General features: G+C 73.8%; 19 protein-coding genes and 2 pseudogenes. 11 read left to right on the top strand and 10 right to left on the bottom strand.

All coding sequences use genetic code 11. The features are described 5' to 3' along the window. Nucleotides 1–183 precede the first annotated feature (183 nt). Nucleotides 184–1,071: a DMT family transporter gene (locus tag ACFRAC_RS28610; RefSeq protein ID WP_382933762.1), complete on the top strand. Its 888-nt coding sequence runs from the start codon at nt 184–186 to the stop codon at nt 1,069–1,071. Between the two features lie 85 nt (nt 1,072–1,156). Here the strand turns inward: ACFRAC_RS28610 and ACFRAC_RS28605 are convergent, their stop codons facing one another. Together ACFRAC_RS28605 and ACFRAC_RS28600 are read right to left on the bottom strand one after the other, a co-directional pair. Continuing rightward, nucleotides 1,157–1,867: a DinB family protein gene (locus tag ACFRAC_RS28605; RefSeq protein ID WP_382933360.1), complete on the bottom strand. Its 711-nt coding sequence runs from the start codon at nt 1,865–1,867 to the stop codon at nt 1,157–1,159. 116 nt (nt 1,868–1,983) lie between these two features. After that, the gene (locus ACFRAC_RS28600; RefSeq protein WP_382933756.1) at nt 1,984–2,784 is read right to left on the bottom strand and encodes an endonuclease/exonuclease/phosphatase family protein; all 801 of its coding nucleotides are present in this window, start codon (nt 2,782–2,784) and stop codon (nt 1,984–1,986) included. A 183-nt stretch (nt 2,785–2,967) separates the two neighbouring features. Here ACFRAC_RS28600 and ACFRAC_RS28595 point away from each other — a divergent pair, with 183 nt between their 5' ends. Then, nucleotides 2,968–3,585 (top strand): TOPRIM nucleotidyl transferase/hydrolase domain-containing protein, encoded by a 618-nt coding sequence (locus ACFRAC_RS28595; RefSeq protein ID WP_382933356.1) that lies wholly within the window; start codon nt 2,968–2,970, stop codon nt 3,583–3,585. Between the two features lie 90 nt (nt 3,586–3,675). Beyond that, on the top strand, nt 3,676–3,879 hold the full coding sequence (locus ACFRAC_RS28590) for a hypothetical protein (RefSeq protein WP_382933349.1): 204 nt from the start codon (nt 3,676–3,678) through the stop codon (nt 3,877–3,879). Nucleotides 3,880–3,917: 38 nt separating this feature from the next. On the opposite strand, the gene ACFRAC_RS28585 is transcribed toward ACFRAC_RS28590, so the two are convergent. Continuing rightward, entirely contained in the window at nt 3,918–4,829 is a 912-nt protein-coding gene (locus ACFRAC_RS28585; RefSeq protein ID WP_382933346.1) for a hypothetical protein, read from the bottom strand. 200 nt (nt 4,830–5,029) lie between these two features. Between ACFRAC_RS28585 and ACFRAC_RS28580 the strand changes: the two are divergent. Next, nucleotides 5,030–6,041, top strand: a pseudogene (locus ACFRAC_RS28580) (alpha/beta fold hydrolase). Nucleotides 6,042–6,062: 21 nt separating this feature from the next. Here ACFRAC_RS28580 and ACFRAC_RS28575 read toward each other — a convergent pair. The 4 genes and pseudogenes from ACFRAC_RS28575 to ACFRAC_RS28560 all read right to left on the bottom strand — a co-directional run bounded on the left by ACFRAC_RS28575 (nt 6,063) and on the right by ACFRAC_RS28560 (nt 8,070). Continuing rightward, nucleotides 6,063–6,455 (bottom strand): VOC family protein, encoded by a 393-nt coding sequence (locus tag ACFRAC_RS28575; protein ID WP_382933342.1) that lies wholly within the window; start codon nt 6,453–6,455, stop codon nt 6,063–6,065. Beyond that, on the bottom strand, nt 6,452–6,754 hold the full coding sequence (locus ACFRAC_RS28570; protein ID WP_382933337.1) for an ArsR/SmtB family transcription factor: 303 nt from the start codon (nt 6,752–6,754) through the stop codon (nt 6,452–6,454). The genes ACFRAC_RS28575 and ACFRAC_RS28570 overlap by 4 nt, the downstream gene beginning before the upstream one ends. Nucleotides 6,755–6,950: 196 nt before the next feature. After that, nucleotides 6,951–7,138 (bottom strand): annotated as a pseudogene (locus tag ACFRAC_RS28565) (serine/threonine protein kinase); the annotation flags it as partial. Nucleotides 7,139–7,173: 35 nt separating this feature from the next. After that, nucleotides 7,174–8,070, bottom strand: coding sequence for an NAD(P)-dependent oxidoreductase (locus ACFRAC_RS28560; RefSeq protein WP_382933752.1), 897 nt, complete (start codon nt 8,068–8,070; stop codon nt 7,174–7,176). A gap of 156 nt (nt 8,071–8,226) precedes the next feature. On the opposite strand from ACFRAC_RS28560, the gene ACFRAC_RS28555 reads away from it, so the two are divergent. Further along, entirely contained in the window at nt 8,227–8,826 is a 600-nt protein-coding gene (locus ACFRAC_RS28555; RefSeq protein ID WP_382933332.1) for a TetR/AcrR family transcriptional regulator, read from the top strand. 11 nt (nt 8,827–8,837) lie between these two features. On the opposite strand, the gene ACFRAC_RS28550 is transcribed toward ACFRAC_RS28555, so the two are convergent. Further along, nucleotides 8,838–9,125, bottom strand: a complete 288-nt coding sequence (locus ACFRAC_RS28550; protein ID WP_382933328.1) for a hypothetical protein — start codon at nt 9,123–9,125, stop codon at nt 8,838–8,840. A 56-nt stretch (nt 9,126–9,181) separates the two neighbouring features. Next, nucleotides 9,182–9,475 (bottom strand): hypothetical protein, encoded by a 294-nt coding sequence (locus ACFRAC_RS28545; protein WP_382933324.1) that lies wholly within the window; start codon nt 9,473–9,475, stop codon nt 9,182–9,184. Nucleotides 9,476–9,908: 433 nt separating this feature from the next. Between ACFRAC_RS28545 and mgrA the strand changes: the two genes are divergently transcribed. The 4 genes from mgrA (at nt 9,909) to ACFRAC_RS28525 (ending at nt 13,463) form a co-directional block, all read left to right on the top strand. Then, nucleotides 9,909–10,952: an L-glyceraldehyde 3-phosphate reductase gene (mgrA, locus tag ACFRAC_RS28540; protein ID WP_382933319.1), complete on the top strand. Its 1,044-nt coding sequence runs from the start codon at nt 9,909–9,911 to the stop codon at nt 10,950–10,952. A 196-nt stretch (nt 10,953–11,148) separates the two neighbouring features. After that, nucleotides 11,149–12,309 (top strand): S1 family peptidase, encoded by a 1,161-nt coding sequence (locus tag ACFRAC_RS28535; protein WP_382933316.1) that lies wholly within the window; start codon nt 11,149–11,151, stop codon nt 12,307–12,309. Nucleotides 12,310–12,498: 189 nt separating this feature from the next. Further along, nucleotides 12,499–13,038 (top strand): TetR/AcrR family transcriptional regulator, encoded by a 540-nt coding sequence (locus ACFRAC_RS28530; RefSeq protein ID WP_382933749.1) that lies wholly within the window; start codon nt 12,499–12,501, stop codon nt 13,036–13,038. Beyond that, entirely contained in the window at nt 13,035–13,463 is a 429-nt protein-coding gene (locus tag ACFRAC_RS28525; protein WP_382933311.1) for a DUF6069 family protein, read from the top strand. The genes ACFRAC_RS28530 and ACFRAC_RS28525 overlap by 4 nt, the downstream gene beginning before the upstream one ends. Nucleotides 13,464–13,469: 6 nt before the next feature. On the opposite strand, the gene ACFRAC_RS28520 is transcribed toward ACFRAC_RS28525, so the two are convergent. Continuing rightward, nucleotides 13,470–14,351, bottom strand: a complete 882-nt coding sequence (locus ACFRAC_RS28520; RefSeq protein ID WP_382933303.1) for a LysR family transcriptional regulator — start codon at nt 14,349–14,351, stop codon at nt 13,470–13,472. A 106-nt stretch (nt 14,352–14,457) separates the two neighbouring features. On the opposite strand from ACFRAC_RS28520, the gene ACFRAC_RS28515 reads away from it, so the two are divergent. Next, on the top strand, nt 14,458–14,823 hold the full coding sequence (locus ACFRAC_RS28515; protein WP_382933293.1) for a YybH family protein: 366 nt from the start codon (nt 14,458–14,460) through the stop codon (nt 14,821–14,823). A gap of 122 nt (nt 14,824–14,945) precedes the next feature. Next, nucleotides 14,946–15,278 (top strand): antibiotic biosynthesis monooxygenase family protein, encoded by a 333-nt coding sequence (locus ACFRAC_RS28510; RefSeq protein ID WP_382933286.1) that lies wholly within the window; start codon nt 14,946–14,948, stop codon nt 15,276–15,278. The last annotated feature ends 128 nt before the right edge of the window (nt 15,279–15,406 follow it).

Below are 15,406 nucleotides of genomic sequence, written 5' to 3'. Positions count from 1 at the left end.
GCGCGCGGTGCCCGGCGCCGCGCGCTCCGATCGCGCCCCTGCCGCGCGGCGGGTGAGGATGGCGGGAGGAGAAAGCCGGCGCGCCGTCCGCGCGCGCCGGTCGTCGTACGCCGTCCGTCCGCCGTGGGCCGTCCGCCTGCCGTCAGGGGCCGGGCGGCCCGGCCGGTTCGGGAGGTGGCCACGCTGGGCACGGTGCTCCCCGTCGTCTTCGCCGTCTGTGCCGCCCTGAGCAACGCCGTGGCCACGGTGCTCCAGCGCAAGGCGGCGCTCACCGTGCCCAGCTCGCAGGGGCTGCGGGCCGGGCTGATCCTCGATCTGCTGCGCCGGCCGGTCTGGCTGTTCGGCATGCTCGCCGTGATCGGGGCCGCCGTCTGCCAGGCGGTCGCGCTGGCGACCGGGCCGTTGACGATCGTGCAGCCGCTGTTCGTGCTGGAGCTTCCGCTGACGCTGATCGTGGCGTCCCTGCTGATGCAGCGGCGGCTGCCGGGCTCGGGCTGGGTGGCCGTGGCGGTGGTGGTCGCGGGCCTGGCGGTCGCGCTCGCCGCCGCCGCGCCCTCCGGCGGCCGCACCCGGGTGCCCCTGGAGCGGTGGATCCCCGCGCTCGCCGTGTGTGCGGGCCTGGTCGGCGCCCTCACGGCGATGGCCCTGAGACGCCCGCGGGGGCCCGCCCGGGCGGCCTGTCTGGGGGCCGCCACCGCGATCAGCTACGCGATGACGGCGGCGCTGCTCAAGGCGTCCACGCACCTCCTCGACGAGGAGGGGATCGTCGCGTTCCTGACCGCCTGGCAGACGTACGCCTTCGCCGTGACCGGGGTGTGCGCGCTGTTCCTGCTGGAGAACGCGATGCAGGCCGGCCCTCTGGTCGCCTCCCAGCCCGCCCTCACCCTGGGCGACGCGGCGGTCAGCCTCGCGCTCGGCATCTCCCTGTACGAGGAGACCGTCCGCTCCGGCTGGTGGCTCGTACCGCAGCTGCTCGGCGTGGCACTGATCGCGGCGGGGATCGTCGCCCTGTCCCGGACGGCGCTCAACCAGTCGCTGGTGGCGGCGGACGAACGGGAACCGGTCGCGTAGGGGCGGGCCCGGTGGCCGCGGCCGCCGTAGCCGCCCGGCACGAGACCGGGTGCGTTCCTGGCCATCTCCTCCTGGGACGGCCCGCTCACGCGGTTCCCGCCTGCCACAGGTCGCGGAGCAGGGCTATCTCCGCCATGTGGTGGATGAACTCCAGGTTGGCTCCCCAGAGCACGGCCGCGTACGGCTCGTCCGGGTCGGAGCCGTACGGGTACTGGGAGAAGCCGATCGTGTCGAGCTGCTCCTGGGTCACCGTGCCGACGTCACGGCGCCAGCGGTCGACCGACTCCCAGAACCGCTCCAGCGCCGTCGCTGCGGACGGGGTGAAGTCGACCATCCGCTTGGGGTCCTGGCGCCGTTCGCCGAAGGCCCACTCCCAGTGCCCGGCGAAGCCGTAGTGCAGATGGCCCAGCCGCCAGGCGATGGTGGTGACCGGCGTCCGGTCGGGCTCCACGGGGCCGGTGTGGGCCAGGACCTCCTCGACCCGCTCGACGGAGACGCTCCAGTCCTCGGCGATCTTCTCGACGCTCATGCCGTCGGCGACCTGCCGGGCGACCTCGGCGTACTCGCTGGCCGGGATGTCGGCGGCACCCAGGTCGAGCAGCCACTCCCCCGGCCCGAACGCCCTGGGGGTCGTCGCCTGGCCCCGGCGGCGGATCGACCAGCAGCCGGGGACCGGCTCCCACAGGTACTCCTCGTCGGTGAGCCCGGTCAGCCGGACCTCCGCCATCTCCCGGGCGCGGTCGAACTGGTCGAGCAGCAGTCCGAGCCGGTCCGTCCTCATGCCGCCGATCTCCATACCTCGCCCCTTCGCCGGTACGCCGCCCCGCGGTCCATGTCCCCCTGTGGGCACGCCACTTCAGGGACGGACGGAGGCTAGTGGCCCGCCCCGCCCGGACGCGAACGATTTCCACGTCAGGGCACGTCCACCTCGGCGAGCAGCGGATGGTGGTCGGAGTACACGGTGGGCCGCACCCCGTGCTCGACCGGGTCGACGCCGCGCAGGAACACGTAGTCGAACTTGCTCTGCCAGTCCGTGGTCGGCTCGCACGGCCCGGTGGGTATGGGACGGCACTCGGGGTCGACGTCGGTGGCCACCTTCCACATCGCCCCGAGTTCGGGGGCCTCCGGCACGGCGTTGAAGTCGCCCAGCACGATGGCGCGGTCCTGGCGGGCGACCTCGCGGGCGAGCACGGGGACCTGTTCCGCCCGGACGGACTCCTGACGCCGTTGCGCGAGGTGGGTGTTGAAGACCCGGATCGCGTGGCCGTCCACGAGGGTGGTGACCGCCAGATAGCCGCGGTCCTCCGAGCCGCCGTCGGGATACTCCCGCCGCACCACGTCCGTCATCGGCGCGGCGGAGAGGATCGCCTGCCCGAATCCGCCGGGGCTCCACGGCACTCCGCCGCAGCGGCTCAGGCTGTCGAGCACCGTCCCGTACGCCACGTGGTACTTGAGGCCGTAGTAGCCCTCGAGGAAGTCCCGGATCCGTGCGACGTCCCGGTCGCACGCCTCCTGCACGGCGATGACCTGGGGCGCGTACGTGGCGATCTCCGCCGCCCGGTCGACGTCGCTCACCCCGCAGGGATTGCAGAGGTTCCACGTCATGACCCGGTTCGGGACGACGGCCTCGGCCGCGTCCACGGGCAGCGTCCTGGCGAAGACGGCCCCGCTGGGCGCGCTGGGGCCGACGAGCACCACGCAGGCCATGATCATGGCGGCCACGAACAACCGCGTGCCCCGTCCCCGCACCCGCGCCTCCTCGCAGCGATCGGACGCCTCTTTCGGCGTCCTCAGGCACGAGGTTAGAAGACGGACCTGTCAACGCCGCGTGAGAGCGGGGTGCGAGGGCGGGGAAAAGCACTGGCGTGGCGCGGGGTAGCGGCGCAGACTCCTGGCATGGGTGACATGGGGGCGTTCCGGGAGGCGGTGACCGCGTGGGCGGCCGGCGGGGACGGCGAGCCGGCGCGGGAGCTGGCCACGCGGCTGCCCGTACGGGTGGCGGTGCTGCTGGAGGGGCCCAGTGACGCGGCGGCGGTCAACGCGCTGGCCGAGCGCCGAGGGCGGGATCTGGCGGCGGAGGGCGTCTGCGTCCTGCCGATGGGCGGCGCCATGAGCGTCGGCCGCTTCGCCGAACTGCTCGGGCCGTCCGGTCTGGGGCTCCGCCTGGCCGGGCTGTGCGACGAGCGCGAAAGCCCCTTCTACGCCCGCGGTTGGCAGCGGGCGGGTGCGGCGCCGCCCGGCTTCTTCGTCTGCGCGGCGGACCTGGAGGACGAGCTGATCCGTGCGCTGGGGGTCGGGCGCGTGGAGGAACTCGTCCGCGCGGAAGGGGACCTGCGTCCCCTGACGACCTTCCTGCGGCAGCCGGCCCAGCGGGACCGTACCGCGCAGCAGCGTCTGCGGCGCTTCTTCGGGACGACGAGCGGGCGCAAGATCCACTACGGCCGGGTGCTCGTGGAGGCCCTCGACACCGACCGTGTCCCGGCCCCGCTGGAGGAGCTGCTGGCCGTCGTCTGAACCGCGTGACGCGGTTTCGCCATCGCCTCGCAGCGGGGCGGCCGGTTCCTCGACAAGCAGGGGCCCGCGCCGGCCCTGAAGATGGACGGTGTGCTCGGGTTCGCGCTGTGGACGGGCGAGTTGACGGATCTGTCGACGCACGACCAGTCGCCGTACGCCGCCTTCCTGTGCGCCCTGCGCCATCCGGGCGGCCGGGCCGTGACGCCGCAGGAGCAGGAGGAGCAGGAGGAGCAGGAGGAGTCGACGTCGGCGTCGCCGGGCGCGAAGCAGCCGGGCCAGTGGGCGGGTTCGTGAGCGAGGCCGGACGACGGGTGGCGGGGCCTGTGCGGGCGTCAGCCGTCGCCCGACAGCTCCTCCACCCGCCGGGTCGCCTTCTGCGCCGCGCGGTCGGCGTCGCGGACGCGGCGCTCGGCCGCCCGCGTCTCCTCGCGGGCCGTACGGTCGTCCGAGCGCGCCCGGGCGAGATCCGCCTCGGCACCCTTCAGCTCCTTCGACAGGGTCTCCACCCGGTCCCGCAGCTCGGCGGCCTTCTCCTTGGCCTCCTCCGCCCGCTGGGCGGCCTCGCCGGCCTGCGCGGCGCGTGCCGCCCGTTCCCGGTCGGCCTCCTCGGCCGCCTCGCGCGCCTCGGCGAGCTCCCGGCGGCGGCGCTGCTCCGCCGCGGACTTCCCGGCCTCGGCCGGGGCGGGCCGCTTCGCGCGGTCCGGCTTCGCCGGGCGGCGGGGCGGCGCCTCTCCGCTGGTGGCGGGGAACCCTGCCGTGGGGGTCAAGGGCTTGGCGAGGCGGCCCGAGGCCCACTGCCGGGCGGCCTCGGCGTCGGCGAGGACCGCCTGAAGGGTGTCCTGCACCTCGCGCCGGGCGTCCTGGCCGAGCGGGTGCCCGGCGTCGGCGGCGAGTTGGGCGGCCTGCCGTGCCAGCGCGCCGATCAGCAGGCGCTGCTGGTGGACGAGGGCGCGCAACTGCGCCGCGTCCAGGTCGCGGTGGGCCCGCCGCAGGGCCTCGCCGAGCCCGACGAGGGGTTCGACCTCGTCACGTCGGGCGCGGACCAGGGTGTTGCTGGCCCAGGCGGACAGGCTGGGGCGGCGCAGCCGGCCGATCTCGTCGGCGAGCGCCCGGTTCCCGGCCGAGCGCGCCGCCGCGACACGCTCGTTGCGGGCGGCGGTGAACTGCTCGGGCCGCAGTCCGTACAGCTCGTCGGCCACGGCGTCCAGGTCCACGGGCTCCCTCTCGGCGAACCGACTGCTCACGCGGAGATTTTCCCACGTCACCCGCTGTCCGACAGCGCGAACTCCGGCGCCGTGCGCCCTCGGGGGGAGTTTGCCGGACCGGCAAACGCGCTGGCCGCGCCGCCGGGGTGCTCCGCAGGATCGGCAGGACCGCAGGGGCGGGATCCGGCGGCCCGCACGGGGGCCGTACGGGCGAAGAAGCGACGTTCGCAGGAGGGCGCATGGCACGGCAGGGCGGCTCGGAACGGCTCATCCATCGCACGGTCCTCGGCCCGGCCGGCCGTATCCACCTGGTGGAGCAGGGCACCGGCCCGCTCGTGCTGCTCGTGCACGGCTTCCCGGAGTCCTGGTACTCCTGGCGCCACCAGCTGCCCGCCCTCGCGGCGGCGGGGTACCGGGCCGTCGCGCTCGACGTCCGCGGCTACGGCAGGTCCGCCCAGCCGGCCGCGACGGAGGCGTACCGGATGCTGGACCTGGTCGACGACAACGTCGCGGTGGTGCGCGTGCTCGGTGGTGCGCGTGCTCGGGGAGGAGTCCGCCGTGGTCGTCGGCCATGACTGGGGCGCGGCCGTCGCCGCCGGCTCCGCGCTGCTGCGGCCGGACGTCTTCCGGGCCGTGGGGCTGCTCTCCGTGCCGTACACACCGCGCGGCGGTCCGCGTCCCAGTGACGTCTTCTCCCGTGTCGGCGGGGACGAGGAGTTCTACGTCTCGTACTTCCAGGAGCCGGGCCGCGCCGAGGCCGAGATCGAGCCCGCCGTACGGGGCTGGCTCGCCGGCTTCTACGCGGCGCTGTCGGCCGACACCATGGCCGGGCCCGGTGCCCCCGATCCGCACTTCGTCGGCGCGGGCGGCACGTTGCGGGACCGGTTCCCCGAGGGCCGGCTGCCCGGCTGGCTCGGCGAGGCGGACCTCGACGTGTACGCCGGGGAGTTCGAGCGGACGGGCTTCACCGGCGCGCTCAACCGGTACCGGAACATGGACCGCGACTGGGAGGACCTGGCCGCGTACGACGGGGCGCCCCTGACTCAGCCGTCGCTGTTCGTGGGCGGGTCCCTGGACGCCTCCACGACATGGCTGGCCGACGCCATCGAGGCGTTCCCGGTCACGCTGCCGGGGCTCGTCTCCTCCCATGTGCTCGACGGCTGCGGCCACTGGGTGCAGCAGGAACGCCCCGAGGAGACGAACCGGCTCCTCGTCGACTGGCTCGCCGTGTGCCGGGAGCCGGGTGCCTGACCCGCGCCCGGGGCCGGGCGGTCACTGGGGCTGTGTCGCGATCTGGATGAGGTTCCCGCAGGTGTCGTCGAGGACGGCGGTGGTGACGGGCCCCATCTCCAGGGGTTCCTGGGTGAAGCGGACGCCGAGGGCACGCAGCCGCTCGTACTCGGCCCGGACGTCGTCCACGGCGAACTGGGCGAGCGGGATGCCGTCCTGCACGAGGGCGTCGCGGTAGGTGCGGGCGGCCGGGTGGCCGAGGGGCTCCAGCAGGAGTTCGGTGCCGTCGGGCTCCTCGGGCGAGACGACGGTCAGCCAGCGGTCCGTCTCGCCCATGGGGACGTCGTGCTTCGTCCGGAAGCCGAGGATCTCGGTGTAGAAGTGCTGGGCCGCGGCCTGGTCGTCGACGAAGACACTGGTCAGACGGATCTTCATGAGGTGTTCTCCTCGGGTGCGGAGGTGTCGGGCAGGGGCCAGCGCTCGGTGATCTGCCGCAGCGGGGCCGTGTCGAGGTCGTGGAACTTGTAACGCCCCTCCCGCCTGGTCGCGACGAGACCCGCGGCCTCCAGCACGGCGAGGTGCTGGGAGACGCCCTGCCGGGTGATGCCGAGTCCGTGTTTCATGGCGAGGCGGCCGCAGATCTCGAACAGTGTCTGTCCGGACCGCTCCGTCAGCTCGTCGAGGATGATCCGGCGGGTCGGGTCGGCCAGAGCTTTGAAGAGGTCGTCGGCCACCCCGCCACCATAGGCAAGCAAGTACTTGCCTATCAAGCCGAAGCGCGGTGTTCCGTCACCGATGGGTCCGGGTCAGTCCTGGGCCGGGTGGACGCCGGTCACCTTGCCGTGGGGATCGGCCACGAGGTGGCCGAAGCCGTGGTCGTCCGCGACGTACACGGCCACGCCGGCCAGGGTGCCGAAGGCCGTGCCTCGACGCGCCCTCGGGGTCGTACTCGGCGAGGTCCCGGTCGGGCGGGCGCACCTCCCTGACGGCCACCAGCCGGTGCGGTACCAGGTCCCCGGCGCGCCACCCCGTGCCCATTCCGCCCCCGCCGAGGCGGGCCCCAGCTCGAAGCGCCCGTCGACCACGCGTCGCGCGGGGTCTCTGCCGTCCTGGCTCATGGGCGGGAGCTTCATTGCCCGGCGGGGCGGGGCTGTCAGGCGCCGGGGCTCTCGTGCGGGGCGAGGCCGGTGCGGGCTTCGAGGGCGTGCAGGACGGCCACCATGTCCTCGGTGCCGTGCCCTTGGGCGACGGTCTCGCCGAACAGGGCGTGGCAGACGTCGAGAAGAGGCGTGGCCACCTCGGCCTTGCGGGCGGCTTCGGCGATGAGGCGGTTGTTCTTCAGGACGTCGGTGGCGGCCGCCTGGACGCCGAAGTCCCGAGCGACCAGTTGGGCGCCCTTGCCGCGGGAGACGGCGCTGGCCATCGGGCCGGCGTCCAGGACGTCGCGCAGCAGGCCCTGGTCGAGTCCGTACCGGCCGGCGAAGTGGAACGCCTCGGTCAGACCGGTGACCAGGGTGATCAGAAACAGGTTGACCGAGAACTTCACCAGCAGGGCGCCGGGGACGTCGCCGCAGTCGAAGGTCTCGCCGCACACCGGCGCGAGCAGGGGCCGTACAGCCGCCACGGCGTCGCTCTCACCGGCCAGCATCGCCACCAACCGACCCTGTTCCGCGGGGATCCGGGAGCCGGAGACGGGGGCCTCGACATAGCGTCCGCCCGCGGCCCGGACGGCGTCCCGCAGCCCGGCCGAGTACTCGGCCGAGGTCGTGCCCATGTGGACCACGGTGTGTTCCCCGACGCGGGCCGCGAAGTCGGGGGTGCCGCGCCCGAGGACGGCGTCCACGGCGGTGTCGTCCGCCAGCATGAGGATCACCGTCCCGGCCCGCGCGAAGACCTCGGCGGGGCCCTCGGCGACGTGCGCGCCCGCTTCCCGCAGGGGGGCGCAGCGGTTGGGGGTGCGGTTCCAGACGACGAGGGGCGTCCCCGCCCGGGCCAGGTTGAGCGCCATGGGCCGCCCCATGACCCCCAGTCCGATGAATCCAATGTCCATGCCGGTGAACCCGACGTCCATACCGCACCGCCGTTCCGCCGCGTCCGGGACCAGCCCGCACCCCGCCACTATGACAGCCGTCATAGTAACGGGACCGTATGACGCCGGTCATAGGATGGGCGCCGTGAACCGGATCGGGACGGACGGAGGTCGGCGATGACGGTGCCGCCCGTACGAGGGCCACGCGAACGGATGGTCTTCAGCGCCGCCCAGCTCATACGGCGCGGCGGGGTCGCCGCCGCCGGCATGCGGGAGGTCGCCGCCCACGCCGGGGCGCCGCGCGGCTCGCTCCAGCACTACTTCCCGGGTGGCAAGGAGCAACTGGTCAACGAGGCGGTGGGCTGGGCCGGGCGTTACGCCGCACGCCGGGTCTCGCGCTTCCTGGCCGCGCTCCCGGAGCCGACGCCCGGCGCGCTGTTCGCGGCGATGGTGCGCCAGTGGACGCAGGAATACGAAGCCGCCGGCTTCGAGGGCGGCTGCCCGGTCGCCGCCGCCACCGTGGACTGCGCCCAGAGCACCGCCTCCACGCGGGAGGCGGTCACCGCCGCGTTCGAAGGGTGGACGGGAGCGGTCGCGGACGCGCTGACGGACATGGGGGTCCCGCGCGGGCGAGCCGACTCGCTCGCCACGCTCATGATCAGCTCGCTGGAGGGGGCCATCCTCATGGCCCGGGCCCGGCACGACGTCCGGCCGCTGACCACGGTGAGCGCGGAACTCGGGCCGCTGCTCGACGCGGCGGTGCAGCGGGACGGCTGACGGGGGCGACTCTAGGCCCCGGAGCCGCCGGCCTCCGCGTGAGCGGCTTTACGGATCTCCTCCTCGACGCCGCTCCGTGACGCGCCCTGGGCCCTGGCGTACTCGGCCACCGCCGTCTGCAGGTCCCTGGCGAGGTCCCGCCAGGCCCGCAGGGCGGTGTTGTACGTCTCGGTCTGGCGGGCGCTCCAACCGCCGACCTGCGTCGGTGGACCGTACATGCCCCGCAGTTCCTCCACGCGGCTGTGAGCCTGCTCCGCCGCACGCTGCTTCGCCACGAGCTCTTCGAAAATCGTCGTCACACAAATGGAGCATAGGCGGGTGAATGCCATGATGCGCGGCGAGCCCGCGCGACGGCTCAGACCTGAGGCGCCGGCAGTGCGGCGCCCTCCGCCTCCGGGAGAGCGAGCAGCGCCTCCATCCGCTCCCGGTCCGGCAGGGGACCGTGGTCTCCGGTCACCCGCAGCGCGGACCCGGCGGTCGGACGCCCCGGACGCAGGGCGGCCGTCATGGTCCGGCCCCGCACGAGTCCCGCCAGGAACCCCGCCGCGAAGGTGTCCCCGGGGACGTACGGGCGCTCCCGCGAGCCCGACCATCGGCGCGCCCTGAACGAGGTCGGCAGGACTCGGGTCTCGGTGGAGGCCACCGGCACGGACCGCAAGCGTGAGCGGTACGGGCTCACGGCAAGGCTGCGCAACCGGGGCACGACCTGGCGGCCACGGAGCACGTGTCCCCGCCGGACGGGAAGCCGGACGGGAAGGGGGACGGGAAGGGGGACCGGATACTGCCCACGCCGTACGGCGACAACCGCCTGTGGCTGCCGCCCGGCGCGTCCCGGACGGTCAGGCCCGCCCGGCCCGCGTCCGCCCTGGGCCCCGGCCGGCCGGCGGTCCGGGTGGAGGGGTCCGACGTCCCGGCGGCGACCACGCGCGGACGATGAGCGCGGACGGCAGCGGCCATTCAGAAACAGCGTCGCTGAATGCGATGAAAAGGATGCGTTGGACGCGAGAATCGGGCAGGAGCACAGTGAACAGGTCCCTCACCAGGACCGGACGACCCCGACTGCACCTTGCGGAGACCACTCGATGAACCACGTCGCCGACCCCGAGCGCTACGACGGAACCATGCTGTACCGGCGCTCCGGGCGCTCAGGACTCGACCTGCCCGTGCTGTCGCTGGGCTACTGGCACAACTTCGGCGACGACAAGCCCTTCGAGACCCAGCGCGAGATCGCGCTGCGCGCCTTCGACCTGGGCATCACCCACCACGACCTCGCCAACAACTACGGCCCGCCGTACGGCTCCGCCGAGATCAACTTCGGCCGGCTGATGCGGCAGGACCTGGCGCCGTACCGGGACGAGCTGGTGATCTCCACCAAGGCCGGCTGGGACATGTGGCCCGGCCCTTACGGCCAGGGCGGCGGCTCCCGGAAGTACATGCTGGCCTCGCTCGACCAGTCCCTGAAGCGGATGGGGCTGGACTACGTCGACATCTTCTACTCCCATCGGCTCGACCCCAGCACCCCGCTGGAGGAGACGATGGGCGCGCTCGACACCGCCGTCCGCCAGGGCAAGGCCCTGTACGTCGGCATCTCCTCCTACGACGCCGAGCGCTCCCGGCAGGCGGCCGCCATCCTGCGGGACCTGGGCACGCCGCTCCTCATCCACCAGCCGTCGTACAGCATGCTCAACCGCTGGATCGAGAAGGAGGGGCTGCTGGACGTCGCCGAGCAGGAGGGCTTCGGCGTCATCGGGTTCACGGCGCTGGCCCAGGGGCTGCTGACGGGGCGGTATCTGGAGGGCGTGCCCGCCGGGTCGCGGGCCACCCAGGGCAAGTCGTTCGACCAGGGCTGGCTGTCGGACGAGATGCGGGGCCGGCTGCGCGCGCTCAACGACATCGCGGCCAGGCGCGGGCAGACCCTCGCCCAGATGGCGCTCGCCTGGGCGCTGCGGGACCCGAGGGTGACCTCGCTGGTGATCGGCGCCTCGCGCACCGAGCAGCTGGAGCAGAACGTGGCCGCGCTGGAGAACCTCGACTTCACGGACGAGGAGCTGGCCGAGATCGACAAGTACGCCACCGACGGCGGCGTCGACCTGTGGCGGGAGGCCAGGACCGGCCAACTCGGCTGACCCACCGGACAGACGGCACCGCGCGCACCCCGGACCTCCGGGTGCGCGCGGTGCCGTCTGCGCGCCGGAACGGCTTTCTGCACATGGTATGGACCTGACAGGCCGCCCTGGCTATGCTCTGCCCGACCCGATGAGAGCGCTCTCAGATTGCGGTTGTTCCACCCCCACCTTGCTGGAACGACGAAGGGCAACTCCCTTGAGACGCAGCAGACTCACCTATGCCTGTCTCTCCGCGCTCCTGGTGCTCGGCGGCTGGACCGCGGCCGGCACCGGACAGGCCACGGCGGACGACTCCCCCACCACGGCGCGCCCGGCGCCCGCCTCCGACGGACTGCTCCGGGCCATGCAGCGCGACCTCGGCCTGTCGAAGGAGCGGGCCGCGGCGCGGCCCGCGGCCGAGCGCACGGCGACGGCCGTCGCGCCGAAGGCACGCAAGGCGGCCGGATCCGCCTACGGCGGCTCGTGGTTCGACGCGCGCAGCGAACGGCTCACGGTCGGCGTCACCGAGGACGCCTCCCCCGCGACCGTGCGCCGCGTCGAGGCGACCGGCGCCGCCGTCCGCACCGTCGAGCACACCGCACGGGAACTCGACGCGGCCAAGGCCCGCGTCGACCGCCTGCGCGCCCCCCACGGGGTGAGCAGCTGGCACGTCGACCCGGCGGCCGGCACCGTGGTCGTGAACGTCGTCCGGGGCGAGCGCGCTGACAACGATGTCCGCCGCTTCGTGTCCCGCGCCCGGGCGGCCGGTCCGGTCACCGTCCGTACGGTCGCGTCCGCGCCCGCCACCTTCGCGGCCGGCACCGTCGGCGGCGACCCGTACTACACGGGCAACGTCCGCTGCTCCATAGGCTTCTCGGTGCACGGCGGCTTCATCACCGCGGGGCACTGCGGACAGCCGGGCGCCGGCGTCCGGGGCTGGGACGGCAGCTACATCGGCACCTTCCAGGGCTCCTCGTTCCCGGAGAACGACTACGCCTGGGTCAGCGTCGGCAGCGGCTGGTGGACCGTGCCGGTCGTGCTCGGATGGGGCACCGTCCCGGACCAGCTGGTGCGGGGATCGGGCGAAGCACCCGTCGGCGCCTCCGTCTGCCGCTCCGGCTCCACGACGCACTGGCACTGCGGCACGGTGCTGGCGAAGAACGAGACGGTCAACTACAGCCAGGGCGCGGTGCGCCAGATGACGAAGACCAGCGTCTGCGCCGAACCCGGCGACTCCGGCGGCTCCTTCATCAGCGGCGACCAGGCCCAGGGCGTCACCTCGGGCGGCTGGGGCAACTGCTCCGGCGGCGGCGAGACCTGGTTCCAGCCGGTCAACGAGATCCTGGGCCGCTACGGCCTGACCCTGCACACCGCCTGATCCGGGTCCCGTGCCCGGCCCCGGCTCCGGCCGGGCACGGGACCTGCTCCCCGACACCACCCGACCGGAGTGAGTGCTCACTCATTGACGGAGTGAGCACTCACTCCGTAGTCTGTCCGCATGACTCCCCAAGAGAGCCCGACCACCCGTCGCCGCGCGCCCGCCATGTCGCCGGAGCAGCGCCGCGAGATGATCGTCCGGACCGCGATCCCGCTGATCGCCGAGTACGGCTCCGCGGTGACGACCGCGAAGATCGCCCGCGCGGCGGGCATCGGAGAGGGCACGATCTTCCGTGTCTTCGCCGACAAGGAGGAACTGATCCAGTCCTGCGTCGCCGAGGCACTCTCCCCCGACCACGCGATCCGCGAACTCGACGCGATCGACATGGCCCAGCCGCTCGCCGACCGGCTCGCCGAGGCGGCCGAGGCACTGCAGGCGCACCTGGCCAGGATGGGCGCCGTGATGGGCTCGCTGGGACACCGCGGCGGCAAGCACCCCGGTACCGTGCGGGGCGCCGGCCGCCAGGAGTCGACGTCCCGCCTCCGCGCGGCCCTCGCGGATCTCCTGGAGCCCGACCGCGCCACCCTGCGCCGGCCGCCGGAGCAGATCGCGGCCCTGTTCTTCGGCCTGCTGTTCACCCAGCCGCGCACGGACGACGAGCCGGATCTCACGCCGGGTGAGCTGGTGGAGGTCTTCCTGCACGGGGCCCTCGCGGGTGAGGGCCGGTGAGGACGCGGGGAAGCCGCGCCGTGGTGTGCGGGGCGGCCGTCGCCGCTCCCGTCCTGGTGTGGCTGGTCTGCGACCCGCTGCTGGGCCATCGGCTGAGGATCACCGACGGGGACCGGACCCTCGACCTCGGTGCCGGGCCCGTTGCGTTCGCCGCGCTGCTCGCCTCGCTCGCCGGCTGGGCGCTGCTGGCCGCGCTGGAACGGTTCGGCGTACGGCGCGCCCGTGCCGTCTGGACCGGGGCCGCCACCGCCGTCCTGGCCGTGTCCTTCCTGCCGTTGACCGGGGACGGCATGGACGGCGGCACCCGCGCGTCCCTCGCCCTGATGCACGCGGCCGTGGCGGCGGTGCTGATCCCGGGGCTCGCCGGGCGGGCGACAGGGGCCGAGGCTCCCACCCCCGGCGCCGGCCGGGCCGGAGCCCGGTGACCACGGTCAGGACGCGCTGAACGTCCGCCCGGCGTGCGCGAGGAAGGCCCGCACCGCCGGACTCCGGGCGGGCCGCCAGATCAGGGCGAGCAGCGCCGGGGTCTCGACGTCGGCGAGGGTGCGGGCGGTGAGGACGTCGTCGTGGCTCGCGGCCATCGAGGCGCTGAGGACGGCGACACCGAGCCCCCGGGCGGCGAGGTCGGCCAAGGCGTCCGCGGCACTGGCCTGCAGCGCGATCGTGGGCCGCAGACCCAGCGCCGCGCACGCCTGGTCGAACACCGCGCGCAGGCCGGTGCCGGGAGGCATGCACACGATCGGGTGGTCCATCAGATCGCTCAGGACGACCCGGCGCCGCCGCGCCAGCGGGTGCCCGGGCGGCACCGCCGCGACGAGCCGTTCACTGACGACCGTGAGGGCGTCCAGCCCTTCGGGTGTCCCGGCGGCGGCGCCGATCAGCGCCGCGTCCAGGGTGCCGTTCCGCACCCCTTCCGTGAGCCGCTCCGAGCTGTCCTCCAGCAGGGACAGCTCCACTCCGGGGTGCGCCTGGTGGAAGGCGGCCAGGGCGTCGAAGAGCGGTGGCAGCGTGCAGCCGATGACCATGCCGACGGTGAGCCGGCCCCGGATCAGGTCGGTCACCTCGCCGACGGCCTGGCCGACCGCACCGGCCGCGGCGAGCGCCGCCCGGGCGTGTTCCAGGGCGGCCTTCCCGGCGACGGTGAGGGTGACGGTGCGGGCCGAGCGGTCGAACAGCTCGGCACCCAGCTCGCGTTCGAGCTGGCGGATCTGGGCGCTGACCCCGGACTGGCTGATGTGCACCCGCTCGGCCGCACGGGTGAAGCTCCGCTCGTCGGCCACCGCCACGAAGTACTCCAGCTGCCTCAGCTCCATGACTGTGGATTCTAGAACCCAGAAGATCCATCTGTTGGATTTCTGCTCGCCGGGCGGTCAGGCTGGAAGGCGCAGGAGCTTCACCTCGGCCCTCAGGGAGGAAAACGTGCCGGAGTACGAGAAGGCCATGCGGCCGGAGGACATCACCCGTCTGTTCGTCGAGCGGTCCAACGCCGGGGACGCGGCCGGGGTCGCCGCGCTCTACGAGGAGGATGCGGTACTGGCCTATCCGCCGGGCGAGCGGACGGTGGGGCGTGAGGCGATCCGCGCCCTGTGGGAGAAGGTGCTGGCGAACCGGCCCCGCTTCGAGCCGGAGGCGCCGCTGCCGACCCTGGTCTGCGGGGACGTCGCCCTCACCTCGACCCCGCCCAAGGACGGCGCCGGCGCGCGGGCGCAGGTGGTCAGGCGTCAGGCCGACGGGAGCTGGCTGCGGGTGCTCGACCAGCCGGAGTTCGTCGCGCCCGCCCGCTGAGGCCGCGCCGCGCAGCGCGCCGGAACGGGGCGAAGGCGGCCTTTCACAGCCGGATGTAGGACACTGCGCCCCATGGTCCGGGGAGGGACTCGTCCGGGTCCCCGTTCGACGGAAGGTGTGCTGTGCCCAGTATCGTCAAGATCAACGTGTTGACCGTCCCGCCGGAGCAGCGCGAGACGCTGGAGAAGCGGTTCGCCTCGCGGGCGCACACCGTGGAGAACTCCGACGGGTTCGAGTGGTTCGAGCTGCTGCGGCCGGTCGAGGGCACCGACACCTACCTCGTGTACACGCGCTGGCGGGACGAGGAGTCGTTCCAGACGTGGATGGAGGGCCCGATGAAGGCCGCCCACCAGGGGGGCGGCCAGGAGGGCGGCGAGCGTCCGAAGCCGGCGGCCGCCGGGTCGACCCTGTGGTCGTTCGAGGTCGTGCAGCAGGCGGCGCCCAAGGGGGCGTGAGGCGGAGGGGCGGGGCGTCGGCCCCGCCCCCCTAGCTTGTTCTTTATCTACCAAGATCTTCCGGGCTTGCCGATGGCCTTGAGGGTCTCGGGGCGTTTGACGGTTTTGCCGACGTCGTAGCGGGGTGC

The sequence above is a fragment of the Streptomyces sp. NPDC056628 genome (genome assembly GCF_042792555.1).
Lineage (GTDB): Bacteria > Actinomycetota > Actinomycetes > Streptomycetales > Streptomycetaceae > Streptomyces.
Note: the sequence above shows the minus strand (reverse complement) of the source record. Positions and strands in the feature narration are given on the sequence as shown.

Excerpts from the sequence above, each read along its gene's own strand:
- ACFRAC_RS28605 (WP_382933360.1), bottom strand. The coding sequence starts at position 1,867 with ATGGAGATCGGCGGCATGAGGACGGACCGGCTCGGACTGCTGCTCGAC.
- ACFRAC_RS28600 (WP_382933756.1), bottom strand. The coding sequence starts at position 2,784 with ATGATCATGGCCTGCGTGGTGCTCGTCGGCCCCAGCGCGCCCAGCGGG.
- ACFRAC_RS28595 (WP_382933356.1), top strand. The coding sequence starts at position 2,968 with ATGGGTGACATGGGGGCGTTCCGGGAGGCGGTGACCGCGTGGGCGGCC.
- ACFRAC_RS28575 (WP_382933342.1), bottom strand. The coding sequence starts at position 6,455 with ATGAAGATCCGTCTGACCAGTGTCTTCGTCGACGACCAGGCCGCGGCC.
- ACFRAC_RS28560 (WP_382933752.1), bottom strand. The coding sequence starts at position 8,070 with ATGGACATTGGATTCATCGGACTGGGGGTCATGGGGCGGCCCATGGCG.
- ACFRAC_RS28555 (WP_382933332.1), top strand. The coding sequence starts at position 8,227 with ATGACGGTGCCGCCCGTACGAGGGCCACGCGAACGGATGGTCTTCAGC.
- mgrA (WP_382933319.1), top strand. The coding sequence starts at position 9,909 with ATGAACCACGTCGCCGACCCCGAGCGCTACGACGGAACCATGCTGTAC.
- ACFRAC_RS28530 (WP_382933749.1), top strand. The coding sequence starts at position 12,499 with ATGATCGTCCGGACCGCGATCCCGCTGATCGCCGAGTACGGCTCCGCG.
- ACFRAC_RS28520 (WP_382933303.1), bottom strand. The coding sequence starts at position 14,351 with ATGGAGCTGAGGCAGCTGGAGTACTTCGTGGCGGTGGCCGACGAGCGG.